21 protein-coding genes and 1 pseudogene are annotated in these 24,918 nt (G+C 70.3%); 16 read left to right on the top strand and 6 right to left on the bottom strand.

Annotated features, from left to right (window positions below; all coding sequences use genetic code 11):
- Positions 1-168: 168 nt before the first annotated feature.
- Positions 169-3,582: a BTAD domain-containing putative transcriptional regulator gene (locus ACFY2K_RS37915; RefSeq protein WP_380641736.1), complete on the bottom strand. Its 3,414-nt coding sequence runs from the start codon at positions 3,580-3,582 to the stop codon at positions 169-171.
- Positions 3,583-4,052: 470 nt separating this feature from the next.
- Between ACFY2K_RS37915 and ACFY2K_RS37910 the strand changes: the two genes are divergently transcribed.
- Both ACFY2K_RS37910 and ACFY2K_RS37905 read left to right on the top strand, forming a co-directional pair.
- Complete coding sequence (locus ACFY2K_RS37910; RefSeq protein ID WP_380526032.1) at positions 4,053-4,325, top strand: hypothetical protein; 273 nt, start codon at positions 4,053-4,055, stop codon at positions 4,323-4,325.
- Position 4,326: 1 nt separating this feature from the next.
- Positions 4,327-5,055, top strand: a complete 729-nt coding sequence (locus tag ACFY2K_RS37905; protein WP_380526030.1) for an alpha/beta fold hydrolase — start codon at positions 4,327-4,329, stop codon at positions 5,053-5,055.
- Positions 5,056-5,178: 123 nt separating this feature from the next.
- On the opposite strand, the gene ACFY2K_RS37900 is transcribed toward ACFY2K_RS37905, so the two are convergent.
- Entirely contained in the window at positions 5,179-5,874 is a 696-nt protein-coding gene (locus ACFY2K_RS37900) for a TetR/AcrR family transcriptional regulator (protein ID WP_380641733.1), read from the bottom strand.
- Positions 5,875-6,109: 235 nt separating this feature from the next.
- On the opposite strand from ACFY2K_RS37900, the gene ACFY2K_RS37895 reads away from it, so the two are divergent.
- From ACFY2K_RS37895 to ACFY2K_RS37840, 12 genes are all read left to right on the top strand, one after another.
- The gene (locus ACFY2K_RS37895) at positions 6,110-6,940 is read left to right on the top strand and encodes an alpha/beta fold hydrolase (protein ID WP_380526026.1); all 831 of its coding nucleotides are present in this window, start codon (positions 6,110-6,112) and stop codon (positions 6,938-6,940) included.
- Between the two features lie 167 nt (positions 6,941-7,107).
- Positions 7,108-8,565: a benzaldehyde dehydrogenase gene (locus ACFY2K_RS37890; RefSeq protein WP_380526024.1), complete on the top strand. Its 1,458-nt coding sequence runs from the start codon at positions 7,108-7,110 to the stop codon at positions 8,563-8,565.
- A 136-nt stretch (positions 8,566-8,701) separates the two neighbouring features.
- Positions 8,702-9,277, top strand: a complete 576-nt coding sequence (locus tag ACFY2K_RS37885) for an NADPH-dependent FMN reductase (RefSeq protein WP_380526022.1) — start codon at positions 8,702-8,704, stop codon at positions 9,275-9,277.
- A gap of 73 nt (positions 9,278-9,350) precedes the next feature.
- Complete coding sequence (locus tag ACFY2K_RS37880) at positions 9,351-10,142, top strand: alpha/beta hydrolase family protein (RefSeq protein WP_380526021.1); 792 nt, start codon at positions 9,351-9,353, stop codon at positions 10,140-10,142.
- Positions 10,143-10,193: 51 nt separating this feature from the next.
- On the top strand, positions 10,194-10,697 hold the full coding sequence (locus tag ACFY2K_RS37875) for an OsmC family protein (protein ID WP_387717192.1): 504 nt from the start codon (positions 10,194-10,196) through the stop codon (positions 10,695-10,697).
- The gene (locus tag ACFY2K_RS37870; protein ID WP_387717190.1) at positions 10,694-10,939 is read left to right on the top strand and encodes a hypothetical protein; all 246 of its coding nucleotides are present in this window, start codon (positions 10,694-10,696) and stop codon (positions 10,937-10,939) included. Before ACFY2K_RS37875 ends, ACFY2K_RS37870 begins: the two co-directional genes overlap by 4 nt.
- Positions 10,940-10,948: 9 nt before the next feature.
- A complete protein-coding gene (locus tag ACFY2K_RS37865) occupies positions 10,949-11,674 on the top strand; it encodes an alpha/beta hydrolase (protein WP_387717188.1) in 726 nt (241 codons plus the stop codon).
- The gene (locus ACFY2K_RS37860; protein ID WP_387717186.1) at positions 11,671-12,354 is read left to right on the top strand and encodes a DsbA family protein; all 684 of its coding nucleotides are present in this window, start codon (positions 11,671-11,673) and stop codon (positions 12,352-12,354) included. Before ACFY2K_RS37865 ends, ACFY2K_RS37860 begins: the two co-directional genes overlap by 4 nt.
- A 169-nt stretch (positions 12,355-12,523) precedes the next feature.
- Positions 12,524-13,672, top strand: a complete 1,149-nt coding sequence (gene tal / locus ACFY2K_RS37855) for a transaldolase (protein WP_387717184.1) — start codon at positions 12,524-12,526, stop codon at positions 13,670-13,672.
- The gene (locus ACFY2K_RS37850) at positions 13,665-15,008 is read left to right on the top strand and encodes a hypothetical protein (protein ID WP_387717182.1); all 1,344 of its coding nucleotides are present in this window, start codon (positions 13,665-13,667) and stop codon (positions 15,006-15,008) included. The genes tal and ACFY2K_RS37850 overlap by 8 nt, the downstream gene beginning before the upstream one ends.
- Positions 15,009-15,205: 197 nt before the next feature.
- On the top strand, positions 15,206-16,090 hold the full coding sequence (locus tag ACFY2K_RS37845; RefSeq protein ID WP_380526010.1) for a universal stress protein: 885 nt from the start codon (positions 15,206-15,208) through the stop codon (positions 16,088-16,090).
- A gap of 138 nt (positions 16,091-16,228) precedes the next feature.
- Positions 16,229-17,335 (top strand): acyltransferase family protein, encoded by a 1,107-nt coding sequence (locus ACFY2K_RS37840; RefSeq protein WP_380526008.1) that lies wholly within the window; start codon positions 16,229-16,231, stop codon positions 17,333-17,335.
- An 808-nt stretch (positions 17,336-18,143) separates the two neighbouring features.
- Here ACFY2K_RS37840 and ACFY2K_RS37835 read toward each other — a convergent pair.
- Both ACFY2K_RS37835 and ACFY2K_RS37830 read right to left on the bottom strand, forming a co-directional pair.
- On the bottom strand, positions 18,144-19,136 hold the full coding sequence (locus ACFY2K_RS37835; protein ID WP_380641727.1) for an IS481 family transposase: 993 nt from the start codon (positions 19,134-19,136) through the stop codon (positions 18,144-18,146).
- A 545-nt stretch (positions 19,137-19,681) separates the two neighbouring features.
- Positions 19,682-20,004: pseudogene (locus ACFY2K_RS37830) on the bottom strand (plasmid stabilization protein).
- A 530-nt stretch (positions 20,005-20,534) separates the two neighbouring features.
- On the opposite strand from ACFY2K_RS37830, the gene ACFY2K_RS37825 reads away from it, so the two are divergent.
- Together ACFY2K_RS37825 and ACFY2K_RS37820 are read left to right on the top strand one after the other, a co-directional pair.
- Complete coding sequence (locus ACFY2K_RS37825) at positions 20,535-20,819, top strand: hypothetical protein (RefSeq protein ID WP_380532038.1); 285 nt, start codon at positions 20,535-20,537, stop codon at positions 20,817-20,819.
- Positions 20,820-20,827: 8 nt separating this feature from the next.
- Positions 20,828-21,556, top strand: coding sequence for a methyltransferase (locus tag ACFY2K_RS37820; protein ID WP_387717179.1), 729 nt, complete (start codon positions 20,828-20,830; stop codon positions 21,554-21,556).
- A gap of 64 nt (positions 21,557-21,620) precedes the next feature.
- On the opposite strand, the gene ACFY2K_RS37815 is transcribed toward ACFY2K_RS37820, so the two are convergent.
- Both ACFY2K_RS37815 and ACFY2K_RS37810 read right to left on the bottom strand, forming a co-directional pair.
- Positions 21,621-22,577 carry a TIGR03557 family F420-dependent LLM class oxidoreductase gene (locus ACFY2K_RS37815; protein WP_387717177.1) on the bottom strand — a complete coding sequence of 319 codons (957 nt, stop codon included), beginning with the start codon at positions 22,575-22,577 and terminating at the stop codon, positions 21,621-21,623.
- 138 nt (positions 22,578-22,715) lie between these two features.
- Positions 22,716-24,866 (bottom strand): catalase, encoded by a 2,151-nt coding sequence (locus tag ACFY2K_RS37810; RefSeq protein WP_387717175.1) that lies wholly within the window; start codon positions 24,864-24,866, stop codon positions 22,716-22,718.
- Positions 24,867-24,918 lie beyond the last annotated feature (52 nt).

Raw genomic sequence — 24,918 nt, 5'->3', positions numbered from 1 at the left:
CTTCGTCCGCCCGCGCGAGGTGGTGGTGCGGGCGGACGATTCCATGGGCGCGTCGACACGCGGTTTGTGTGGGACAACCGAGCGCCTGGCCGCCGTTGTGAGGAGGTTCATGGATCCACCCTGTTCGGGCAGGCTGAATCCCGTCTCAACGTCGGTCCAACGCCGCCGTCAGGGTGTCGGCACCGCGTCGTCGGGCCGGGGGATCTCATCGAGTCGGGCGTCGATCTGGATGGTGAGCAGAGCCATGCCTCGGGGGTCGGCAAGGCCGCGTGCCTCCAGCAGGAGCTCGCGGGCACGCCGGGTGTCGCCGATCTTGACGCAGGTTCGGGCCAGGTCCAAGAGGGCGGGGACGAGTTCGATCAGAGTCTCGCTGCGGCGCAGGTGGCCGACGGCCTGCTCCAGCAGGGGCAGAGTGACGGCTTCGGGAGAGGTCAGTGCGACGGCCCGCCAGGCGCGTCCGATGGTCAAGGGGGTGTTCCAGCGCTGCGCGATGGCGAGTTCGGCCGCCGCGAGTTCGCGGGCGCGTTCGTGTTCGCCGATCTTGAGCAGTTCCATCGCGGCGGATGAGCGCCAGGCGATGTAGGCGGGGTTGTTCAGGCCCCAGGCGGCGTTGCGCCGGCCGCAGTCGAGGAAGTGTGCGGCGGCCTGGCGAGCCTGTCCGCGGGCCGAGCAGATCAGGGCGCGCACGTACTTCACGACCGTCCACTCCCATGCCTCGGGGTTCGCGTGTTCGGTCACACTGTCCAGCCACTGCTCGGCCTCGTCGACTCGGCCCAGGCCGAGCAGAGCATGGGCGTACTGGGCGACCAGCGCGGCGGGGCGCCGCGGGACCTGATCCAGCGGCAGGCCGGCCACCGGGGCGCACTCGTCCAGTGCCCTCTGGTAGTCGCCGCAGCGTATGAGGATCTCCGAAAGCAGGACGCGCCGGTAGATGTCGATGGTGCCGAAATATCGGTCATCGTTCTGGTCACTGAGCTGGGCGGCGAGGGTGAGGTCATCGGCCCACACGGCGATGTGGGTCAGGATGCCGACCACCTCCCGAGGCAGATTCCCCCACGCCCCGTCCTCGTTGCCCTCTGAGGGGAAGCGGGCCATCGCTTCCTGCGCGCTGCACCGGACGTTGAACGCGTCATCCCAGGTGAGGGCGGCGGCCGCGATGGGGTCGTGGGCGCCGGTGCCGGCCGTCTGCTCGGCACGCAGCCGCTGTACGTACGATGCCCAGCCTTCGTAGGTGAGCGCACCGACCATCCAGGCGGAGGCTCGGATGGCCTTCGCCGTCGTCGGGTACTGCCGCTCGGTCTCGGCGATCACTTCGTCCATGAGCGCGAGCGCGGCCTGGGCCTGGCGGTGCGAGGCCATGGTCCATGCGAGCGGGATCACTGCGGTGGGGGCCGTCTTCGCGGCCCGCTGCGTCTTGAGCGCCTCGTCGAGGTGGGCCAGTGACGCGGCCGGGTTCACCCACAGTTCCAGCTGCCCGAGCTTGACGAGGACGGTGTCGCGCTCCTCGGGGGCGGCGACCCGCAGGGCGGCCTGGAGGTGGCGCAGGGCTTCTTGAACCAGGTTGTCACGCAGGCACTCATCGGCGGCCTCCACCAGGACGGAGGTCCAGTGGGACCACTGCGGGCCGGCGAGGTCGTCCAGGTAGTGGGCGATCCGGCGGGCGCTGTGCCCGGAGAGTCGGGCGTGCTGGGCGGCCGCGACGCGAAAGCGCGTGGTCTCCTGCGGTGTGATGAGCCATCGCATGGCGTTGGCGACCACGGGGTGGCGGAACTGCGGGGGGTTGACCGAGGCCAGCATGCCGACCGTCACCATGCGCTCGAACTTGTCCCGGACAGACGCCACGGGCTCCTCGCACGCCGCGGCGATGACCTCAAGCGTCGGCCGGTCGTCGTGCAGCACGGCCAGAGCCCGCAGCAGCATCGCACGCTTGGCTTCGTAGTGCTCCAGTACCTGCGACAGCGCCCGCGTGAACCGGCCCTCCGGTGGAAACGCCGGAACGTTCTGCGGGTCGGGCAGATTCGACTGATCGGTGATCAGCGCGACGACGGTCAAGGGGATGCCCGCCGTAGCCTGGTGGATGCTCGTGGCGAGTTCCTCGGGGCGGTCCACGCCCGGACGGCCGGCCACGAGTTCGGTGATCGCGGACTCGTTGAGCTTGCCCAGGTGCAGGACCGCGGAGGCGGCCTTCTCCAGTGCGGCGTTCCACTGGACTGCCACCGGATCCCACGGCTGTTCCTCCAGAGCGAGCACCAGGAGGACCCGTGAGGTGCGCAAGTGCTGCGCCAGGATCTGGAGGAGCCGGAGCGACTGCTCGTCGACGAAGGTGACGTTGTCGACGAGCAGCACGAGTTGCTGGCCGGCAGCACTGCCGGCCAGGGATTGGAAGACCAGGTCCGCCAGTTCGTGGTTTGTTCTTCCGGCATGCAGGGTCTGGAGAGTTGCTCCGCCTTCGCCCGGACGCAGACCGAGGCTGCCGAGGATGTCGGCCAGCAGGCCGAGCGGTTCATTGTCTGCGGCGGTCGTCGGCGGGAGGTTGACCCGTCGTGTGCCGGGTATGCGGAATGCCGTTTCGTCGAGGAGCCGGGACTTGCCGTGTCCGTAGAGTCCGGAGACCGTGACCAGGCCGCCTTCGCCGGCCGCGGCACGTTCGGCCGACGCGAGGATGGTGGCCAGTTGCTCCTCACGGTCGGTCAGCGGGGGCTGGTCGGGGGAGGTCTTGCCAGGCGTGCTCGGAGTGGCGGTCGGCGCGGCTGCACTGACGGGGTCGGGGAGTGCTGTCAGGTCTGCCGCCGGAGCGCGGCCGGACAGGATCTGGCTGTGCAGAGTGCGCAGTTCGTGGCCCGGCTCGACGCCGAGCTCGTCCACGAGGAGCCGGCGGGTCCGGGCATAGACCTCCAGGGCGTCGGACTGACGCCCGCGAAGGTGCAGGGCGCGCATGAGCAGGGCGCGCGAGCGTTCGCGCAGCGGGTGTTCGGTGGTCAGCACCCGCAACTTGTCGATGACCGCGTCGCACCGGCCCAGGGTGAGGGCGACATCCAGGCTGTCTTCCAGGACGGCCAGGTGGCGTTCAGTCAGGGCCGTTTGCCACATGGCGGCGTAGGGGCCGGGTATGCCGGCCAGCGGTTCGCCGCTGTACAGCCGTAGCGCCCGGGCGTAGGCCTGTTCGGCGCCGGTGAAGTCGGATCGGTCGCGGGAGCGTTCGCCTTCGGCGACCAGGCGGTCGAACTCGCCCAGGTCGGTCTGCTCGCCGCCGATTTGCAGCTGATAGCCGCCGTGGCCGGACAACAGTACTGCGGGTGGGGTGCGCGGTTTGCGTTCGGGCTCGAGGACCCGGCGTAGTCCGGCCACGTGGGTCTGGATCACGCCGATGCCGCTGGCCGGGACGGATTCCTCGTACAAGGCGTCGAGGAGGCTCTGGGCCGACACCCACTGGCGGCGGCGGAAGACAAGCGCGCACAGCACCGCCTTGCGCTGCGGCGGCCCCAGGTGCAGCCGCTGGCCGCCGCGGTGCGCTTCGACTCCGCTGAGGAGCGTGAACCGAACCGCGTCGGGCGAGCACCGGGGTGCCTCGATGTGACCCACGGGTCCTCCGAACTTCGACATGTGTGTAGCGAAACTTCGTCAGCGTAGTGGTCGCGGTGATGATCTTGTGAAATTGCGCCGCCCCGGCCGAGGTCCAGGGGCGCGAACCGGGGGCGGGCTGTTGCCTGCGGTCGTCGTGCGACCGAGGCGTTCGGCGGGCATTCAGTCGGCGTTCAGTGGCGCGGGGAGAGTGTGATCACGGCTACGACGCACCGGTCATGAGGGGACGTCAGGCAAGCCGTGTGTGCATCGCTTTGCGTGACCGACGGCCAGGATCGCAGCCCTGTCGCCAGCCTCGCCCGTAGCGAGTGGCGGGGGCCTGTGATCGAGGACTCACCGGGCTCCCGGTAGTTCACCGGCGATCCGGAAGCGCTAGTCGAAGCGAATGCGGCCGGTCGAGTGTCCTCGTTGGGCACTGCCCATCGGGTGAATCAGCTGTCGGCGCTGCGAGCGGCAGGGAAGGAGCAGGCATGGCCCTCAGTGAGTGGGCGGGTACTTCGCGGAGTCCTTTGTCGGCATCGGTGAACGCGATGCTCGTCGCGACCGCGATGGGGCTTGCGGGCGTGATCATCGCGCCGGAAGTCGGCTCCGCGATCTTTTCTGTGCCGGATGATGCCGCCGCTTGCGTGGACGAACGTCGGCGAACACCGTCCCTGCGACTTCCAGGCGCGACATCGAAGCCCATTGACCAGGTGGCCGAGTCCGCTCGGATCTTCATCGACCGATCCCCAGAAAGGCAGTGACATGAACAGGACTGCGATCGTGCTGGTCCACGGCGCGTTCGCCGACGCTTCCAGTTGGGCTGGGGTCACGCGCATCCTGCAGGAGCGCGGCTATCCGGTGGTGGCCATCGCCAACCCATTGCGCGGGCTTCGCCATGACGCCCTCTATCTGCGGTGTCTGCTGACCAGCGTGCCGGGGCCGGTCGTCCTGGTCGGCCACTCCTATGGCGGCGCGGTGATCTCCGAGGCGGCCGCCGGCCTGGGCGACGTCACGGCGTTGGTGTTCGTCGCGGCGTTTGTTCCCGAGGAAGGGGAGAGTTGTTCGGACCTGGACGCGAGGTACGGCGGACCGGCCGCGAGGATCACCCAGCCGCTGCCGTTGCCGGTTCCGCCCGGCGAGATCCCCGGGTGCGACGGGCTGCCGAACATCGAACTGCTCATCGATCCAAGCCAGTTCGGCACCATGTTCGCGCCCGATGTCGACGCGGAGACCGCGAGCGGGCTGGCGGCATCTCAGCGGCCGGTGGCGCTGGCCGCCCTGACGGAGAAGGCGGGCCCGCCGGGCTGGAAGGCGGTGCGGTGCTATTTCGCCGTCGCCACGGGGGACCGGATGGTACCGGCGTGGGGGCAGCGGGAGATGGCGGCGCGGATCGGCGCCGTCTCGGTGGAGGTTGCGGCGGGCCACGCCGCGATGTTCGGGCGCAGTGAGGAGATCGCCCGCCTGATCACTGCGGCGGCCGAGGGCGACTGACTGCGGATGCCTGCGCGCGTCGTCGCACCGGGCGTGCGCAGGCCCCGCTTCGCGTCGCCGTCTCACGGCTGCCGCACGTGCCCGGCATCCAGGAGTCGGCACGGTCTTTCCGCCTGATGGAGGCTACTCATGCTCGTCCGTCCTGATCGTTGGCCACATGGTGGCCACCACGCGGTCGGCCAGGTCGCGGGGGGTCTTCTGGCCGGTGCGCAGGTAGTCACCGAAGTAGCTGCCCAGGCACAGGCTGACCAGCGTGTCGAGGTCGACGTCACGGCGCACCGCACCCTTGTCCTGGAGATGGCGCAGGGTCAGGAGCAGTTCCTCGCAGCGCGGTTTGTTGCCGTGCTCGATGAGATGCTCGAACAGGCCCGGTTCGCGCTCGGTCTCGCCCATGAAGTTGCCGATCAGAGCCATGGCGCGCTCATTGTTGGCCCGGGGGTCGAGGCGCCGGACGGCCTCGGTGAATGCCTCCAGGGGAGTCATCCGCTCCAGCTCCATCGGCGGGAAGGCGGCCTCCCGTTGCTGCAGGCCGTAGTGGAGCGCGTCCACGACCAGCTCGTACTTGTTCGGCCAGCGCCGGTAGAGGGTCGGGCGGGTGACGCCGGCGTCGGCGACGATGTCCCCGATCGTCATCCGCGAGTAGCCGTCGGTGGCCAGGCGGTTGCGGGTGGCCTGGAGGATCGCCCCCTCGATCGCCGGGTCCCGTGGCCTGCCACCGGGGTGGGGTGTGCGCTCCTGCTCGGGCGCGGCCGCCTCCGTCCCCGCCTTGGGGCGCGGGCGGCGTGTGCGGCTCGCGGTCGTCTGGTCCTTGCTGCTCACGGCATGTCCCTTCCTGTCGGCATCAACACTAGCCAGTTTCGGGTCGCGCAGTAAGCAGTTTAGTTTCACTAATTGACTGTAACGAAACTTGTGGTGCATGGTTGTTCCACCGGGACAGCGCGCCACTGGGGCAGCAGATACAAGGCTGCCGCCCATCCCCATGCCGGGAGCGGAAGCAGACGCGGTCCGGCCATCCATTCGCGGCGTGCGCCGCATGAAACATGCAAGGAATCTCATGAGCACCGAGAAGCACACCGGTCGTGCCGCCGCAGTCGCCGCCACCGCGGCGGCGGTGGTCGCCTCCCTCACCTCCCTGTCGCCCGCCGTCGCGGAGGACCAGGGCACCTCGGCGCCCAAGCCCACCGTGGTGCTCGTCCACGGGGCGTTCGCCGACGCCTCAGGCTGGAACGACACCGCCGCCCAGCTGCGCCACCAGGGCTTCCCGGTCCAGGCGATCGCCAACCCGCTGCGCGGCCTGGACTACGACACCGCCTACCTGGAGGGTCTGCTCAAGGCCATCAAGGGCCCGAAGATCCTCGTCGGCCACTCCTACGGCGGCGCCGTCATCACCAACGCGGCAGCCGACATCCCCGACGTCAAGGCGCTGGTCTACGTCGCCGCCTTCGCACCTGACCAGGGCGAGACGCTTGGCGGGCTGCTGGAGAAGCACCCGGACGCGAGCGTGCCGCCGCTGCCGCAGCAGGTGTTCCAGTTCACCCGGCCCGACGGGATCACCGGCACCGAGGTCATGCTCGACCCTGCCAGGTTCGCCGACGCGTTCGCCGGTGACGTGCACGCGAAGACCGCGGCCCTCATGGCCGCCTCCCAGCGACCCATCGCCGCTGAGGCGTTCGGACAGCCGGCCGAGCACGCCGCGTGGAAGACGATCCCGTCCTGGGCCGTGGTCGCCACCAACGACCACGCCATCGCCCCGAGTCTGGAGCGCTTCATGGCCAAGCGCGCCGGCGCCCACGTCACCGAGGTCCGCAGCTCCCACGCCGTCATGGTCAGCCACCCCGCCGCGGTCACGGACGTGATCAAGCAGGCGTACCGCGCCACGCGCTGACCCTGTGACTCCGCGCGGCAGGACCGGCACCCCCGTAGCCGGGCCCGCCGCGCGGACCCGGCCCGCCCGGCCGCTACCCCCGAGCCACCGGGCGGGCCGTCCCCGGCCCGCTCAACCACCACGTGTCCCGCCCTCTGAGCGGACTCACCACGATTTCGAGGAAAGCCATGAACCTGTTCGACCCCGTCCTGTGGTCCGGAAAGATCAACATCGACGGTTGGCACGACGCCGCCGGAGGCAAGACCGCCGTCATAAACCCCTCGACCGGAGAGACCCTGGAGCACATCGGCTCCGGCGACGCGAACGACATCGCCCGCGCCGCTTCCCGCGCCGCCGAGGTCCAGCGCGCCTGGGCCGCCATCTCGCACACCGAACGCGCCGCCATCCTGCGGCGCGCGGCCGAACTGTTCGCCGCCACCGCGCCCGAGATCCAGGACTGGCTGATCCGCGAGAGCGGCAGCACCCGCGCCCGGGCCGTCTTCGAGACCGACCAGGCCGAGCAGGAGTGCTACGAGGCCGCCGTGCTCTGCTCGCACCCGATCGGACAGGTCATGCCCTCCACAGAGCCGCGCCTGAGCATGACCCGCCGGATGCCCGCCGGCGTCGTCGGCGTCATCTCGCCCTTCAACGTGCCCCTCATCCTGGCGATTCGCTCCGTCGCCCCGGCCCTCGCGCTCGGCAACACCGTCGTCCTCAAGCCCGATCCCCGCACCGCCGTGTCCGGCGGCGTCATCATTATGCGGATCTTCGAAGAGGCAGGCCTGCCGCAGGGCGTCCTCACCATGGTCCCCGGCGACGGCGCCGCCGGCGCCGCGCTGGTCGACGACCCGCACGTGCGCGTCATCTCCTTCACCGGCTCCACCGGCGCCGGCCGCAAGGTCGGCGAAGCCGCCGCCCGCGGCGTCAAGCGCGCCCACCTCGAACTCGGCGGCAACAACGCGATGATCGTGCTCCCGGACGCCGACCTGGACCGCGCCGTGTCCACGGTCGCGTGGGGCTCCTTCTTCAACCAGGGCCAGGTCTGCATGGCCACCGGCCGCATCCTCGTCCACGCCGACATCGCCGAGGAGTTCACCGCCAGCCTCGCCGCGAAGGCCGAGCAGCTCACCGTCGGCGACCCCGCCGCCTCCGACGTCGACCTCGGCCCCCTCATCAACGCCCACCAGCGCGACCTCATCCACTCCCAGGTCACCGCCAGCATCGAAGCCGGCGCCCGCGTGCTGGCCGGCGGCACCTACGACAACCTCTTCTACCGCCCCACCGTCCTCGTCGACGTCCCCGACGACGCACCCGCCTACGCCGACGAGGTCTTCGGCCCCGTCGTCCCGATCCGCACCTTCACCACCGTGGACGAGGCCGCGCAGCTCGCCGCCGACGACCAGTACGGCCTCTCCCTCGCCATCCTCACCCGTGACGTCATGGCCGGCCTGGACCTGGCCGAGCGCATCCCGAGCGGCCTCGTGCACATCAACGACCAGACCATCAACGACGACGCCCTCATCCCCTTCGGCGGCGTCGGCTGGTCCGGCACCGGCGCCCGCTTCGGCGGCGAGGCCAACATCGAGGCCTTCACCGAGACCCGCTGGATCACCGTCCGCGCCCACCAGCCCGTCTACCCGATGTGACCTAGCCGTCCACGGGCCCACGTCGTCGCCCTGCAAGGCGCACGCCACCGCGGACCACAGGCCGGCCCCGCACCGACCGCGGTGCCGGGCCGGCCCCACCCCGCCCTCCCGCAGCCACCGAAAGAGCACCCCCGCGATGTCCGACCTGACCTTCCTCGCCATCTCCGGCAGCCTGCGCCGCACCTCCCACAACACCGGCCTGCTGCGCACCGTCCAGACCCTCGCCCCGGCCGACGTCACCATCGACCTCTACGACGGACTCGGCACCCTGCCCTACTTCGACCAGGACCTCGAAAGCGGCCCCGAACCCGCCGCGGTCGCCGACCTGCGCCGCCGCGTGCGGGAGGCCGACGGCGTCATCATCGCCACCCCCGAGTACAACTCCGCCATCCCCGGCGTCCTGATGAACGCCCTCGACTGGCTCTCCCGCCCCGCCGGCCAGCACGCGCTGCGCGGCAAGCCCACCGCCATCCTCGGCGCCTCCCCCTCCCAGTTCGGCACCGCCCGCGGCCAGCTCGTCCTGCGCCAGATCCTCCACCGCGTCCAGACCCCGGTGGTCTCCCACCCGGAGGTCACCGTCTTCCAGTCCCACCACCGCTTCGACGCAGACGGCAACTTCACCGGCGACGACATCACCGAGAGCCTGCTGCGCGCCCTGCTGGCCGAACTCGTCGTCCTGGCCGAGGTCAACGCCCCGGCCCACGCCTTCTGACAGCCCACCCGCGCCGCCCGCCGCACAGGCAGGCCGGCGTCCAGGGCCGAGACCACGAAGAAGGAGGACGGCGGTGACCAGGCCCAGCAGCAACCTCACGTTCCCGGGCTCCCAGGGAGCGCCACTGGCGGCGACCCTCGAACTGCCCGCGGGCACCCCGACGGCGTACGCGGTGTTCGCGCACTGCTTCACCTGCAGCAAGGACAGCCACGCCGCGGCCCGCATCTCCAAAGCCCTCACCGCGTACGGCCTCGCGGTGCTGCGCTTCGACTTCACCGGCCTCGGCCACTCCGGCGGCGACTTCGCCGACAGCACCTTCAGCTCCGACGTCGCCGATGTCGTCCGCGCCGCCGACCACCTCCGCGAGAACCACCGGGCCCCGTCCCTGCTCATCGGGCACTCGCTGGGCGGCGCCGCCGTGATCGCCGCCACCCACTGCATCCCCGAGGTGAGGGCGGTCGCGACGATCGGAACCCCGGCCGAACCCCGCCACGTGGTCCGCCAATTCGCACCCCAGCAGGCGGAGATCACCCGGCACGGCGAAGCGGACGTCGGCCTGGCGGGCCGGCTCTTCCGTATCCGCCGGCAGTTCATCGACGACCTCCTCGCCCAGCCCCAGGCCATGCGCATCCGCACCCTGAACGCGGCCCTGCTCGTCATGCACTCACCGATCGACCGGACCGTCAGCGTCGACAACGCACGGCAGATTTTCCAGACCGCCCGCCACCCCAAGTCCTACGTCACCCTGCCAGGGGCCGACCACCTGCTCAGTGAGCGTGCGGACGCTGAGTACATCGCCGCAGTCCTCGCCGCCTGGGCCACCCGCTACACCCGACCCGGTCCGGCCGCGTCCGCCAAGGCGTGACGGCGACCAGGTGACACCCCGCCACCCCGACGAACCCATGGAGACACCGTCATGACCGAACACGCCACCACCCCACCGGTGACCACTTTGTCCGCCTGCCTCGGAAGACTGGAGCGCGGACTCGTCGTCGTGGCCGAGAACGGAGTCCGGCCCTACGGCCAGTCGGTCAGAGCCGGCCGGCACCTCCTGGCCGCCGACGAGCCCCAACCCGACGGCCAGGACACCGGACCCGGCCCCTACGACCTGCTCCTCGCCGCCCTCGGCAGCTGCACCTCCATGACGGTGCGCATGTACGCCGACCGCAAAGGCTGGCCCCTCGACCAGGTGACCGTCTCCCTGCGCCACGAGCGTGTCCACGCCGCAGACCGCGCCGAGTGCGACAACGGCAACCCGGGCGCCCTCGTCTCCCGGATCACCCGGAGAATTCGCCTCGACGGCGACCTCGACGCCGACCAGCGCAGGCGCCTGATGGAGATCGCCGAGCACTGCCCCGTGCACCGAACCCTGACCGCCGGTGCGGTCATCAGCACCACCGAAGCCCCGGACCAGCCGTGACCGCCGAGCCCGCGGTGCCGGACTACACGGCGGACACCCGCGCCGCGCTCGCCGTCATCGCCGCGCACGGCAACAGCGGTCACCCGCCCACCAGCGCGGCACAGGCGCGGGCCGGTTCCGCTCTCACCGCGGTGATCGGACCGCCGCCACCCGTGGCCGAGGTGACGACCACCACGATGCCCGGGCCCGGCGGCCCGATCCCGTTGACGGTCTACCGGCCGGTCCTCGACACGGGGCCGTAGCCGGGGCTGGTGTACTTCCACGGCGGCGGGTTCGTCATCCACGGCGACCACAGCCACGACGGCTTCCTGCGAGCCCTGGCCACCGGCACCGGGCATGTGGTGGTGTCGGTCGACTACCGCCTCGCCCCCGAGCACCCGTTCCCGGCCGCCGTCGACGACGCGGAGGCCGCGGCCTGCTACGTCGCTGCCCACGCATCGCAGTTCGGCATCGATCCGGAGAAGCTGTCGGTCGCCGGGGACAGCGCGGGAGCCACCCTGGCCGCCGTCACGGCCCGGCTGACCCGCACCGGCGGGGCGGCCCTCGCCACTCAGGTGTTGATCGTCCCGCATACCCTGTACCCGCCACAGGCCGACACCGTGAGCCGCCGTCAATTCGACGACGGCCCCTACCTCACCACCGAGCTGCTCGCCTGGTTCGCCGACCAGTACGTGCCCGACCCGCAGGACCGCAGCGACCCCCGCGCCGCCCCGGCGCTGGCCCCGGACCTCACCGGCCTTCCCCCGGCACTCGTGGTGACCGCCGGACTCGACCCTCTGCGCGACAAGGGCGAGCAGTACGCCCAAGCCATGGCCACCGCCGGGGTTCCCGTCCGGCAGCGGCGCCTCGAAGGAGCCTTCCACCTCCTGTGGCTGGCCACGAAGACCAACCCGGCGGTCCAGGCCAACCTCATCGGCCTCGTCGCCGAGCACCTCAATAACCCACAGCAGCAGAGACAAGGGAGGACAAGCACATGAAGGTCGAGATCTTCAGCGACATCGCCTGCCCGTGGTGCTACATCGGGCAGGTCCGGTTCGAACGAGCCCTGGAGGAGTTCCCGGGCAAGGCCGATGTCGAAGTGTCCTACCGCCCCTACCAGCTCAACCCGGACATGCCGTACGAGCCGCAGCCGCTCCTCGACTACTACCTCGCCCGTGGCGGCGCCGCCTTCCGCGACGATCACGCGCAGACCGCCGACGTGGCCACTGAGGAAGGGCTCCACTTCGACCTGGAGCGGGCACTCGCGGTCAACACCCTGCCCGCACACCGACTCGTGTGGCTCGCCGAACGCGACTACGACGCGAGCGTCCAGCACGTGGTCAAGCACGCGCTCATGCGAACCTACCTCGCAGACGGCGGCAATGTGGCCGACCTGGACACCCTCGTCGCACTCGCCCAGCAGGCGGGGATGGACCCCGACAAGGTGAGGTCCGCCCTCGCCGGCGACACCGGCACCGAAGAGGTCAAGGCCGAGATGCGCCACGCGGACCGGATCGGCGTCCGGGCAGTGCCGTCCTTCGTGTTCGACGGCCGCCTCGCCGTGCGTGGTGCGCAGTCCACCGCCACCTTCCGCAAGGTTCTCGAAGACGTCGCGGCCCAGGGCATACCTCCCACTCCCGACACCGGCGCCTGCACGGCCGACGGCTGCGCGATCTGACCCAGCCGGCGCCCGAGCACCTCACCACCAAGCCCCCGCAGGGCCTTGGCCTGCTCCGCGCGAACCTCCCCGGGGTAGCGCCCCGTCTTCCCCGCCGCCCCGGGGTCCGCCCAACCGCCCAAACGCCCCGGCTCGGCCGACCGGGACCCCCACCAGGAGATGCAGCCTCATGACCGACAACCTCAAACGCCTGGCCGACGAATCCGTCGCGATCTGGCTGGACGACCTGTCCCGCGCCCGCATCACCTCCGGCAACCTCGCCGACCTCGTGCACCGCCGCCACGTCACGGGTGTCACCACCAACCCGTCCATCTTCCAGACGGCCATCGCCCACGGCGACCAATACGACAACGAGCTCGCCGAACTCGCCGCCCTCAACCTCGATGTCACCGCCGAAGAGGCCATCCGCCTTGTCACCACGGCGGATGTCCGCGACGCCGCCGACATCCTTCGCCCCGTCTTCGACACCACCGGCGGCCGCGACGGCCACGTCTCCATCGAGGTCGACCCGCGCCTGGCCCACAACGCCCGGGCCACCATCGCCGAAGCCAGGCAACTGGCCCACCTCGTGGCGCGCCCGAACGTCCTCATCAAGATCCCGGCCACCAAGGCGGGCCTGCCCGCGATCACCGAGGTGATCGCATCCGGCATCAGCGTCAACGTCACCCTGATCTTCTCCATCAGCCGTTACCGCGAGGTCCTGAACGCCTACTGCGCCGGTATCGAGAAGGCCAGGGCCGCCGGCCTGAACGTGTCCGGGATCCACTCGGTGGCATCGTTCTTCGTCTCCCGTATGGACACCGAAGTCGACATGCGCCTGAAGGCCCTGGGCACCCCTGCCGCTCGACAGGCCCGAGGAAAGGCCGCCGTGGCCAATACGCGTCTCGCCTACCAGGCCTACCGGGAATTCGTCGCCGGCGAACGGTGGACGCAGCTGGAGAAGGCCGGCGCCAACCGGCAGCGACCCCTCTGGGCCTCCACCAGCGTCAAGGACCCCGCCTACAAGGACACCATGTACGTCGACGAACTCGTCGCACCGGGAATCGTCAACACCATGCGGGAGGACACCCTGCAGGCGGTCGCCGACCACGGACACATCACCGGCGACACCATCAGCGGCACCTACGAACAGGCCCGTGCCGACCTCGACACTCTCGGCCGGCTCGGCATCTCCTACGAAGACGTCGTCCAACTCCTCGAAGACGAAGGCGTCGAGAAGTTCACCCGGTCCTGGAACGACCTGCTCGACTCCACCACCGCCGCACTCATACGCCTCACCACCGCCGGCACCCGCCAGGCAGGAGGCCACCGTGACTGAGTGGCAGCACGTGTCCACGGCCGCCCAACTCGCCGCCGCCATCCACGAATGCGCACCGGCCATCCACGTCGACACCGTGATCTGCGGCATGCCGATGCTCACACTGCCACCTGGCACCCGGCTGCGCGGCGGCACCATCGAGTTCGGCGCCAAGGGCGTACGCCTGACCCAGGGCAACACCCTGGAAGACGTGACGATCCGCACCCCCGAGCACGAGACGGCCATCCTCAACGACACCACGGTTACCACCCTCGGCACCCTCACACTGCGACGCGTGCGCACCAGCGGACAGGTACTGCTCCTCGCCCGCGACGCCGTCCGCTCCGGCCACGTTCACGTCGAAGACCTGACCGTCGAGGCCGCCGACCTGCGCGGCCGAACCGACAGCCCGCACGGCTTCGGCGTCGACACCCTCCAAGGGGCGTTCACCCTCTGGAACCAGCAACCCGACCCTGGCACCGAGATCACCGCCGAACTGCTCGACATCAGCGCCGGCAGCGCCACTCACCCGGTCCGCGGCAGCGGCATCTTCCTCGGCGGACACGCCGACCAGGACGCCGCCGTCCCCGGCGGCACCACCCGAGTCACGACCCTGCGCACCGGGCAGATCCACACCGACGGCGGCATCCGGCCCGGCACGCCCGACCTGATCAGCGGCGCCGTCTTCCTCTCCTTCGGCGCCGTGGTCGACGAGGTGCTCAACACCGGCACCATCACCACCCACGGCGCCAACGACATGGCACTCGACAACTGGGGACGGGCACGGTCCTGGACCGCCACCGCCACGATCACCACCTACGGGCCGAGCGGCATCGGCTTCGTCAACTTCGGTGACCTGGACCGGCTCGACGTCCGGGCCCCGATCACCACCCACGGCACCGGCGCACGTGGCTTCAACTTCTACGACGGCACTCTGCGGCACGCCTCCTTCGACAGCATCGCCACCACCGGCGATGGAGCCATCGGCATCCAGGTCAGCCGCGACCTGCCGCAGCTGGACGTCCGCGGCGACCTGACGACCTCGGGTGGCACCGGCACCAGCCTTGTGCGCGGCGAACAGGTCCAGCTCCAGGCCACCGCCCTCAGCATCAAGCAAGGCGGACGGATCGGCCGCGTCACGGTCGGCGGACGGATCGCAACCTCCGGCGATGACCTCACCACGGTGACGGTCGACGGCGAGTTGGACGCCATCAGGGCCGGCGGCGGCATCCGAGCAACGGGCCGCTGCGCGGACGCCGTCCACACGCGCGGCGAGGGCACGGAGCTGGCCGATGTCGTGCTCACCGCAGCCGACGGAAGGGCAATGGTCTGCGACCTCGGACGAGGGCGTTCCTAGTCCGATCGGGGCGAACCGCAGCGACTTCGCCGCAGACAGAATCCCACCCGCACCAACCGACCGGACCACCGGTCGCCGACCGGTCCGCTTCAGCAGGGCCTGGCATCCCGTCACCGAAGCTGGCTCGAAGACCATTTCCGCGTAGCTCGGTATCGGAGCTGCGCCTCACCGGACCCACCACGCAGGGAGACCTGACCATGGCACGTCCCGTTCTCGCCGCAGTCGACGGCTCGTTCCGCAGCCGCTCCGCAGCACTCTGGGCGGCGGATGAGGCCGTCAGACGAGGCACGCCGTTGCGGCTGATTCACGTCGGGCCCGCGCTCGACAAAGCTCCAGAGGCCAAGGACGAGCAGACCACCCCCCACGCCGCAGTCCAGCGCATGCTGGCCGAGCTGACCGTCTTCGCCCACGGTCGTCACCCGGACCTGGACATCAAATCCGCCCTGATCCCCGGTGAAGCCGTCGCCGACGAACTCGCCACCGCCGCGGCGGAGGGCGACCTGCTGGTTCTCGGCACCCGTGGACTCGGTGGCTTCCGCGGACTGCTCGTCGGCTCGGTCGGCCTCGGGACCGTGGCACGCACGGAGATCCCGACGATCCTGATCCGCGCGGAAGAGACGGACGAGGTCGTCTGGCCGGACAGCACGCCCGTGCGCGAGATCGTCGTCGGACTCGACACCCACACCCCGGCTGACGCCGTACTCGAATTCGCCTTCCGCGAGGCCGCGCTGACCGGTGCCCGACTACGGGTCCTGCACGGTTGGGACCTGCCGTCGAGCTACGGCTACGCGGGCTGGCTACCTCCGGAGACCGAGCTGCTGAAGGAGTTCGGCGCCCTGGAGACCGAGCTGCTGGGCAATGCCGTCGCCGACTGGCGGGAGCGGTTCCCCGAGATCGACGTCACCGAGGACATTCAGACCGGCGGAGCGGCCCACACTCTGATCACCGCTTCCGCCCACGCCTCACTCCTGGTCATCGGGCGACGCGCCCGCCGGACCCGGCTGGGCCTGCACATCGGCCCCGTGGCCCACGCCGTGATTCACCACTCGAAGGTCCCCACCGCCGTCATCCCACACCCCTGAACCCCGCCCGCACACGCAACGCGAGGTCGGCTCCACCTACATGTCCAACGCAGCATCCCGCAACCCCCTTGCCAGTCGTCCCCTCCGCACGGAGGCGGTTGGCGGGGCCACCCGTGTCCCCAGGAGTCGAGATACGACATGCCTGACCAGCCTTTATCCAGCCGCCTGCCGTCATTGACGGGACTGAGGTTCGTCCTCGCCATTGCCGTGGTCTGGTACCACGTGACATACGTGTCGGGATTTTTCAGCGGCTCCCTGCAGAAGGCACTCGGCGCGGGCGAGCCTCTCGCCACCGGCGCAGTGAGCGGCTTCTTCGTTCTGTCCGGATTCCTGCTGACGTGGGTCCACCGGCCCGGCGAACGGGCACGGGCGTTCTGGCGTCGCCGGTGGTGGAAGATCATCCCCAACCACCTGCTCGGATGGGGCGCGACCGCCGCGTTCTTCGCTCTCACCTCAGCGCCGGTACCGATGACCGTGCCACCGTCGCACGGGCCGGGCACGGCCGTGGCGAACCTGCTCCTCATCCAGGACTGGGTACCGGACGCCGACCTCTACACCGGCTTCAACACCCCCGCCTGGTCGATCTCGTGCGAAGCGTTCTTCTACGCACTCTTCCCGGTCCTCATTGTTGCCGCCCGGAGGATCCCGGTGCGTCAGCTGCAGATCGTGTGGCCGCTCCTGGCAGCGGCGATCCTGGTGATGCCACTGGCGTCCACGCTCGTCCCCGGGCCCGTGCTGTTCGACTGGCTTCCGGTCAACGAGAACAGCCTGTGGTTCATCTACGTCTTCCCACCCGTGAGGCTGCTGGAATTTCTCCTCGGCATCCTCACCGCCCGCATGATCCAGACCGGCACCTGGCGGAACATCGGTCGGCTACCGATCGGCACCTTCCTCGTGGCCTTCTTCGCAGCCCTCCCGTTCCTGCCCGCGCAGTACGCGCTGGCCACGGCGACGGCACCCGCCATGGCCGCTGTCATCGCCAGGATTGCCCAGGCCGACCTCGCCGGCCGCGCCGGCCGCCTGCCCAGTCCGACGCTGCTCGCCCTGGGCGAGGCGTCCTATGCGCTGTACATCACCCACTGGCCCCTGATGATGACCGTCCGCCACCTCATCGGCATCCGACCAGGCCTTCCGCCATGGGTGGGCTTCGCCATCGCCCTGTCCCTGATCGCCGCGGCCGTGACGATGTCGCTGGCCGTCTACCGGTACGTCGAGAGACCCCTCGTGCGTCGCTTCGCCTCGTAGGCTTTCGCGGCCAGTGGCACCGACCCAGCTCTACAGCAAAGCGGCGGCATAGGCCTCCAGCTCGGCGCTTCGAAGGCGTCCGCGGTTGATGGTCGGACGAGCCGGTCACGGTCCGCGACTTTCGTCATCGCTGCCTTTCGCCGGGCGCGCAGTGCACACCGCGCCCCTTCACCTTCTCCACCACAGTTCGCGATTGGCCTGGTACCCCCGCGAGCGGCCGCGCCCGTGGTCAGAAGAGCACGTCCTGTCGCGGGGCGGTGAGGGTGGCGCGGGTCGGGTTGAATACGCCGAGGAGCATGAACGTCCTGGGGCGGGCGGCGACCCGCCCCCACCACGCCCGCACCCTCGGCGAGCCCGATCCGGCCCGGGATCTTTGACGACACCCCGGTCCACGGGCGCCGGCTCGGCGCCCGGCCCGCTGCCATCCGAGCCCTGGTCCAGGAGGGGCCACCCGCCGCCCAGGCGTCGGGCTTCACCCCATGTGCCGGGACAGGTTAGGTCTGCGCAAGTGCGCCGGGGGCGGGAATCGGCTGCGTGTGCTGTCAGGATCCGAGGATTCCGCCGATCAGCTCTCCCAGGAGCCGGGCGGCGATCCGCGCACATTTCACCCTGCGGTGTTCGCGCGCAAGGCGGCGTCGCCGCACGGGCGCTGGGCGGCGGACTCGCGGGCGTCCGGTTCGGTGCGCGATCCTGGCTCGTACTGCTCTGTTCATCGTGTCCGGCCCTTCCACCATGGCCGCCGGCGGCGGCGAGGACTGAACTGTGCCCGGTGATAGGCATCGTCGCGTGTGCATCTGCCGGAGCTCGGTTACACGTGACTCTCGGTCTTCTGCTTGAGGCGTTCATAGGGGGTCTGGCCGCCGAGAGCGCCGTGTGGGCGGTGGAAGTTGTAGTAGTCCTCCCATTCTCGGAGCTTCTCGTTGAGGGCGCCGGTGTCGTCGATGACGACACCGGCGAGCATGCGGTAGAACTCCTCGGCGTCGATGCGGTGTGAGCGTTCGACCTTGCCGTTGAGGTGCGGGGAGGCCGGCTTGATGTAGGTGTGGGCGATGCCCTTGTCGAGCACGTGCCAGTGGAAGGCGGACTGGAACTCGGCGCCGTTGTCGGTCTGGATGACCTCGACGCGGAACGGCAGCCGCTCCAGGACGTAGTCCAGAAACTGGACGGCGGTCTTCTGGTCGCACCGCGGGTAGATCCGCAGAACGCGCAGACGGGTGCAGTCGTCGATCGCGGTGAACTGGTAGTACTTGGCCCGGCGGCGGACCTTGGGGGCCTTGCCGGTGACCGGGACAGGTTCCGGTGATGCCGTCTGCGTCGGGACGCCGATCGGCTCGATGAACTTGACGTCGATCTGGACCCGGTTGCCGGGCAGCTGCTTCTCGTACCGCGTGTGACGCTGGTCGTGGCGCTTGTAGCGCTGGGACGCCGGCAGGCGGTTCAGGCCCAGCCGCTTGAGGATGCGGTAGACGGCGGAGCAGGCGATGTCGATGTCGTGGTACCGCTTGAGGTACATCTGGATCTTCATCGGACCGAAGTGGTAGTTCTGCCGCAGATAGACGATCTTGTTCACGATGTCGGCGTCGGTGGCGTTCGGGCTGTGGTGCGGCGCGCTGGAGCGGTCGCGCAGGCCCTCGATGCCTTCCTCCTGGTAGCGCCGCTGCCATTTGTAGAAGCAGTTGCGGCTGATTCCGTAGTACCGGCAGGTCAGCGAGACGTTCCCGGTGACTTCCTCGGCGTGTCTCAGGACCGCCAGGCGCCGCTGGGCCTGGCGGTCCTGCTGCTGTTGCGGCGAAGGGGGCATGGCAATCTCCGTCATGGTCGGAGACCCATGTGTAACCAACGTCCGGCAGTTTTGTACCACACCGCTCGGCTTCTTGCTTGGTGCAGATATTTCTGCGCGTGCCGCTGAGGAGCAGGCTCTGTCCGACATGCCCGACATCCGCAGCCAGTAGCCGCCCTTGACCCGGCAGATGACGGCCCTGGTGAGTAGCACAAACGCAGGTCTGGACGCCGAGGGCCCGGTCACTGCTCGGCGTCTTCGCCGCCCCGGTCAGTCAGGGGCTCTGGTGTGCGGGGCCGTGAAAGCTCCGGCGCGGCGGGCTCAGGGGCTGGTTCAGCTGGACCGGGTGGGGCCAACGGTTCGGGGGGTGGCTGCGGCGAGCCGGGCGGCGTGGGCGAGTCCGGTGGCGTGGGCGGGTCGGGTGGCACCGGGGGTTCGACCGGCTAGGGCGGGGCGGGCGGCTCCACCGGTTGGGGCGGGGCGGGCGGTTGCGGCGGTTCGGGCGGCGGAACCGGGATGACGTCGGGGTCGGATGGAACGGGCACGGTGCCCATGGTCGTCACCTCTTAACGGCCCAAGGCGTGTTCGAGCTGCTTCTTGTTCATCTTCGAGCGGCCGTGGATGCCTCGCTGCTTGGCTTCGTTGTACAGCTGCTCCTTCGTGGGGCCCGTGGAGCCGCTGTACGAGTGCAGCCCGCCGCGCCGGGCGGAGGACATGTCCTTGACCGAGCTGCGGCTGGCGGTCTTCGACTCGCCGTGCCGGGCGCGTTCCTTGTTCACCGTGCGGGCGGCGATCTCCTCGGCGCGCTTGTTGCTCTCACCGCGCTCCAGTGCGCTTCCTTGATGTGCTCGTACTGCCGCTCCCGCTTCGGGCTTGAACCGCGAGGCATGGTCACACACTCCTGTCCGATCGCTGCGGGGCGCCTGTTTCCCGCATCTGTGAGAGGAATCCGAGGTGCTGGCGGCGAGCCGACCGGCTTGCGCCCGTGCGGCCGCGTGTCCGCAGGACCAGTGACGGGCTCGCGCGGCCTGCTGCTGCCGACCGCGTCCGCGGCCCGGGCGCGGCGCTGCTGCAGGCGTTCCGCAGCCGGATCTCGTGCAGGCGCTCGCCGCGTGCGGACCTGACGGCCACTTCGCTGGTGTGGGGCAGCTGGCGCGCCAGGGCGGCCCGGACGGCGTCACGGGGTCGAGGCAGACGACCTTGGTGGCGTTGCGGAGATCGTCGGGGCCGATTTCGGTGAAGGTGGCGAACTACCGTGCGGGAGGGTCCCGCGTCCGCTCCGGCCCCGGTGATCACGACGGTGGGGGAAGCAGGTTCCACAGGTTCCATGGTGCTCCGGGTTTCCCGGATTCGGCGTGGCAAACAGACGGGGGGCGGGTGCTGGGCCGTAGCGTCGGAGCGCGGGTCCAGCGTGAGGAGGTGGTGTGGTTGATGCCGGCGGCGGAACTGTTCGACGTTGATGGCACGCAGCTCGACACCGGCGCCGACAAGGCGGTCGGACGGACCGAGGAGCTCGCGTGGGTCGGCCACGCCGCGCCGCGGGCCCGCATCCGCAAGGCGATCGGCACAAGCGGCGGTCGGCTCCTGGACCACCACCTTCTGGGTGGGACCGCGATCACGCTGAGAACGCTGGCCTGTTCGTCTGCCTCGGCGACAGCGCGCGCGGTGGCCTGGCCGGGTTCGCGGCCGGCGGCCGGTAGGTAGCGCCGAAGGTGGACGACAGCGGCAGCTACGCGGTCTCCGCGGAGTTCTACGACCTGCTGCAGGCCGAGACCGACCGGCGTCTGGCCGAGCGGCGTTTCACCGGGGCAGCCGGCCGCGCCCGGTACGCGATCGTGGATGTCGGGGCGGGCACCGGCATCGTCACCGAAGTCCTGCTGCGGGCTTCCAGCGTGCCTGTTCACGCCGTCGAACCGGCCCCGGCCATGCGCGCCGCCCTGCTGTCCCGTCTGGCCCACCTCGGCGCGGACCAGCGCGCCCGGGTCACCGTGCATCCCGACCCCCTCGCACAGGCGGGTCTGGCCGCTGTGGCGGATGTGGCGGTCGCCTCGAACGTGATCGCCAGCTTGGACCCCGCCACCAGACGCGCCGTCTGGAAGGCGATCTCAACAGCCCTGGTGCCCGGGGGCCTGCTCCTGTTCGACCCGCCCCCGGCCGGCCTGCCCGACGGGTGCGAGTCGGTGGCCCGGCTCGGGCCGGTGCGGGTGGGCCCGGACCTGTACAGCGCCGACGTCACCCGTCGGCCGGACTGCGGCATCGTGCGCACGGTCTTCACCTACCGCGTCGAACGCGACGGCGACGTGCTGCGCCAGGTACGGGAGGCGTTCGACCTGTGGCCCACCCCGCCCGAACAACTGGCCGAGGAACTGCACGCCGTAGGACTGCACCTTGTGCAGGCCCCCAGCGCGGACCTGATGGCCGCACGCTGCGCCGCCGAGTAACACCGACCCGCACGTGTCGACCTGCAGACGCGGGTGCCCTGCATACCGGACCCCGGCGCGTGGCTCAGCGGCGGAGGGCGGGCAGGACCAGCTCGCGATAGGCGTCGAAGAAGATCGCCTGGTCCGGGCCGATCTGTCCGACGTACACCTCGTCGAACCCGGCCCTCACATAGGCGCGCACCGTCTCCACGTGCTCCTCCGCCTCGTCGCCGCAGGTGACCGTCTCGGCGACCATCTCGGGGGTGACCAGCTCGCTGGCCTGCTCGAAGTGCGCCGGTGTTGGCAGCACCTGGGCGAGCTCGCCGGGCAGCAGCTCGGTCGGCCACAGCCGGTGCACCGCCTCGACCGCCGCCTCCCGGTTGCTGTTCCAACACACCTTCACCCCGCCGACCACCTTCTTGCCCGCGCCCCCGTTCTCCCGGAAGGCCCCCACCAGGTCCGCGTCCGAGGTCATGGTGACGAAGCCGTCCCCGATCCGGCCGGCCAGCTCGGCGGCCTTCGTCCCGAACACGGACACGTAGATGGGCAGAGGCTGCGTGGGGGCGGTGTAGAGGCGGGCGTTGTTGACCGTGTAGTGCCGGCCCCGATGGCTGGTCACCTCGCGGGTGAACAGCCGACGCATCACCTCGACCGCCTCTTCCAGCATCTCGGCCCGCACGTCGAACGAGGGCGACGCGTCGCCGTGGATGTGCTCGTTCAGCGCCTCCCCGGTGCCGACGCCGAGCGCGAACCGCCCACCGAGCAGGACGCTGGACGTGGCGGCGGCCTGCGCGGTCACCGCCGGGTGCAGCCGCACCGTCGGGCAGGTGACCAGCGTGGTGACCGGCAGGCCGACGGTCTGCGACAGCGCGCCGATCATCGACCACACGAAGGCGCTGTTGCCTTGCGCGTCGTTCCACGGGTGGAAGTGGTCGGAGATCGCCAACCTCGTGAACCCCGCCTCCTGCGCCCGGCGGGCCTGGTCGATCAGCTCCGTTGGGGTGAACTCCTCGCACGCCAGGAAGTAGCCGTACTCCGTCATCGACATCCGCTCCTTTCGAACGGTGCGCGTTGCGGGTTTGAGTAGTCCGATCACCACGCCAGGCCGGACGGCGCCGGGCGACAGCCACCCCGGCCGGAGACCAGGGGGTGGCGCACGGGGGTGCGAAGCTCGCGGGCGTCAGCGGTCGGGGAAGCGGTGCTGTTCGGTCAAGGCGACGAACTCGTCCCAGAACGCGGTGTCGGCTTCCTGGCCGTTGCCGCGGACCGCGACCCCGGCCACCTGCTCCGGTCGGCCACTTGCTGCGGCCTCGAACAGTGCCGCCCCCGAGCCCAGCACGGCAAGCGGTTTGCCATGCCGCAAGGCTTCACCGACGAACCGCACGGCGTCGGTATCGGCGGCGAGCACCACTGTGCCGTCCGGCAGCACCAGGGTGTCGTACAGCACCGAGGCGGTCGTCGCCAGCGCCCGGTCGACCGCCACGTCCTGGCCGTCGCGGCCGGACACTGTGCCGCCGTGGCCGGCGAGAGTCTCCACCGTCGCGCCCTCGGCGCCGAGGCGGTCCCGCGCCGCCTGGACCTGCTCGGCGTCCACGCCGTCCGCCACCAGGACGGCGATCTTGCGGGTGCGGATGCCGGTTGCGCGCTGGTTCTCCAGGCTCAGCGCAGGCGAGACCGGCACGCCGGCCGCGTTCGCCTCGCCGTCCGCGGGGGACGGCTGGGGCGCGGGTTCGCCGATGCGTCGGGCGACCTCCTCGGCCAGGCTCTGGTCCACCCGGGTCAGATTGGCCACCATCCGCTGCCGCACCGCCCGGTCGCCGACCTTGCCGAGCTCGAAGGAGAACGCGGCGGTGATGTGCTCGCGCTCCCAGTCGGCCATGCTGCGCCAGAACAGCGCGGCCTGGCTGTAGTGGTCGGCGAAGCTGGGGCTGCGGCGCCGGATCGCGGCGCCGTCGATGCGCTGCTGGTAGTGCTCGAAGACGCCCTCGGGCAGGCGTCCGCCGCCTGGGGTGAACGGGCAGCCGCCGCCCACCGAGTTCGGCGCGTAGCCGGTACCGGAGTGGATGGTGTGCTGGCCGTAGCCGTCGCGGTGGTTGGTGCGCACCTCGGCCAGTGGGCGGTTGACCGGCAGTTGGGAGAAGTTCGGGCCGCCCAGGCGGATCAGCTGGGTGTCCAGGTAGGAGAAGTTGCGGCCCTGCAGCAGCGGATCGTTGGTGAAGTCGATGCCCGGCACGATGTTGGCGGTGTGGAAGGCGACCTGTTCGGTCTCGGCGAAGAAGTTCTCCGGGTTGCGGTCCAGCACCATCCGGCCGACCGGCCGAACCGGCACCAGTTCTTCGGGGACGATCTTGGTCGGGTCGAGCAAGTCGAAGGGGTAGGCGAACTCGTCCTGTTCGGGGATCAGTTGTACGCCGAGTTCCCACTCCGGGAAGTCGCCGGCCTCGATGGCCGCCCACAGGTCGCGGCGGTGGAAGTCGGGGTCGCGTCCTGCGGTGATCTGCGCCTCGTCCCAGACCTGGGAGTAGGTGCCGAGCTTCGGCGTCCAGTGGAACTTGACGAAGGAGCCCTGGCCCTGGGCGTTCACCAGGCGGAAGGTGTGCACGCCGAAGCCCTGCATCATCCGGTAGCTGCGCGGGATCGCCCGGTCCGACATCACCCACATCAGCATGTGGGTGGACTCGGGCTGCAGCGAGCAGAAGTCCCAGAACGTGTCGTGCGCGGATGCGCCGGTGGGGATCTCGTTGTGCGGCTCCATCTTCACCGCGTGCACGAAGTCCGGGAATTTGACCGCGTCCTGGATGAAGAAGACCGGCATGTTGTTGCCGACCAGGTCGTAGTTGCCGTGCCGGGTGTAGAACTTCGTGGCGAAGCCGCGCACGTCGCGCACTGTGTCGGCCGAGCCGCGCGGGCCCTGGACGGTGGAGAAGCGCACGAACACCGGCGTGCGGCGCCCCGGCTCCTGGAGGAAGTCGGCGCAGGTGTACTCGGCCAGCGACTCGTACGGCTCGAAGAAGCCGTAGGCGCCGGCACCCCGGGCGTGCACCACCCGCTCGGGGATCCGCTCGTGGTCGAAGTGCGTGAGCTTCTCGCGCAGCTGGAAGTCCTCCAGAAGCGTCGGGCCGCGCTCGCCCACCGTCAGGGAGTTGTCGGTGTCGTCGACGCGCACACCCTGGTCGGTGGTGAGCGGCCCGTCCGCATCCACAGCCCGGGCGGCATCGAGCGCGGCGTCCTTGGCGTCCCGCCCGCCGCGCGCGGGCGGGCCGGGGTTGGGGGTCTCGGTGACCAGGGGCGCGTGAGGGCGCCCTTCGGGCGGTCCGGGATTGACGGTCATGCCGTGTGCTCCTTCCGAGTGGCCAGCCAGGGCTTGTCTGTGCATCACCTGG

The organism is Kitasatospora sp. NPDC001309 (assembly GCF_042896295.1).
Taxonomy (GTDB): Bacteria; Actinomycetota; Actinomycetes; order Streptomycetales; family Streptomycetaceae; genus Kitasatospora.
The sequence above is the reverse complement of the archived record's forward strand: the minus strand, read 5'-3'. Positions and strand labels throughout refer to the sequence as shown.

What these genes read in the sequence shown, in the direction of transcription:
- ACFY2K_RS37895 (WP_380526026.1), top strand. Translation starts at nt 6,110, where the DNA reads ATGAGCACCGAGAAGCACACCGGTCGTGCCGCCGCAGTCGCCGCCACC.
- ACFY2K_RS37910 (WP_380526032.1), top strand. Translation starts at nt 4,053, where the DNA reads ATGGCCCTCAGTGAGTGGGCGGGTACTTCGCGGAGTCCTTTGTCGGCA.
- ACFY2K_RS37860 (WP_387717186.1), top strand. Translation starts at nt 11,671, where the DNA reads ATGAAGGTCGAGATCTTCAGCGACATCGCCTGCCCGTGGTGCTACATC.
- ACFY2K_RS37835 (WP_380641727.1), bottom strand. Translation starts at nt 19,136, where the DNA reads ATGCCCCCTTCGCCGCAACAGCAGCAGGACCGCCAGGCCCAGCGGCGC.
- ACFY2K_RS37840 (WP_380526008.1), top strand. Translation starts at nt 16,229, where the DNA reads ATGCCTGACCAGCCTTTATCCAGCCGCCTGCCGTCATTGACGGGACTG.
- ACFY2K_RS37815 (WP_387717177.1), bottom strand. Translation starts at nt 22,577, where the DNA reads ATGACGGAGTACGGCTACTTCCTGGCGTGCGAGGAGTTCACCCCAACG.
- ACFY2K_RS37810 (WP_387717175.1), bottom strand. Translation starts at nt 24,866, where the DNA reads ATGACCGTCAATCCCGGACCGCCCGAAGGGCGCCCTCACGCGCCCCTG.
- tal (WP_387717184.1), top strand. Translation starts at nt 12,524, where the DNA reads ATGACCGACAACCTCAAACGCCTGGCCGACGAATCCGTCGCGATCTGG.
- ACFY2K_RS37875 (WP_387717192.1), top strand. Translation starts at nt 10,194, where the DNA reads ATGACCGAACACGCCACCACCCCACCGGTGACCACTTTGTCCGCCTGC.
- ACFY2K_RS37890 (WP_380526024.1), top strand. Translation starts at nt 7,108, where the DNA reads ATGAACCTGTTCGACCCCGTCCTGTGGTCCGGAAAGATCAACATCGAC.
- ACFY2K_RS37905 (WP_380526030.1), top strand. Translation starts at nt 4,327, where the DNA reads ATGAACAGGACTGCGATCGTGCTGGTCCACGGCGCGTTCGCCGACGCT.
- ACFY2K_RS37885 (WP_380526022.1), top strand. Translation starts at nt 8,702, where the DNA reads ATGTCCGACCTGACCTTCCTCGCCATCTCCGGCAGCCTGCGCCGCACC.
- ACFY2K_RS37845 (WP_380526010.1), top strand. Translation starts at nt 15,206, where the DNA reads ATGGCACGTCCCGTTCTCGCCGCAGTCGACGGCTCGTTCCGCAGCCGC.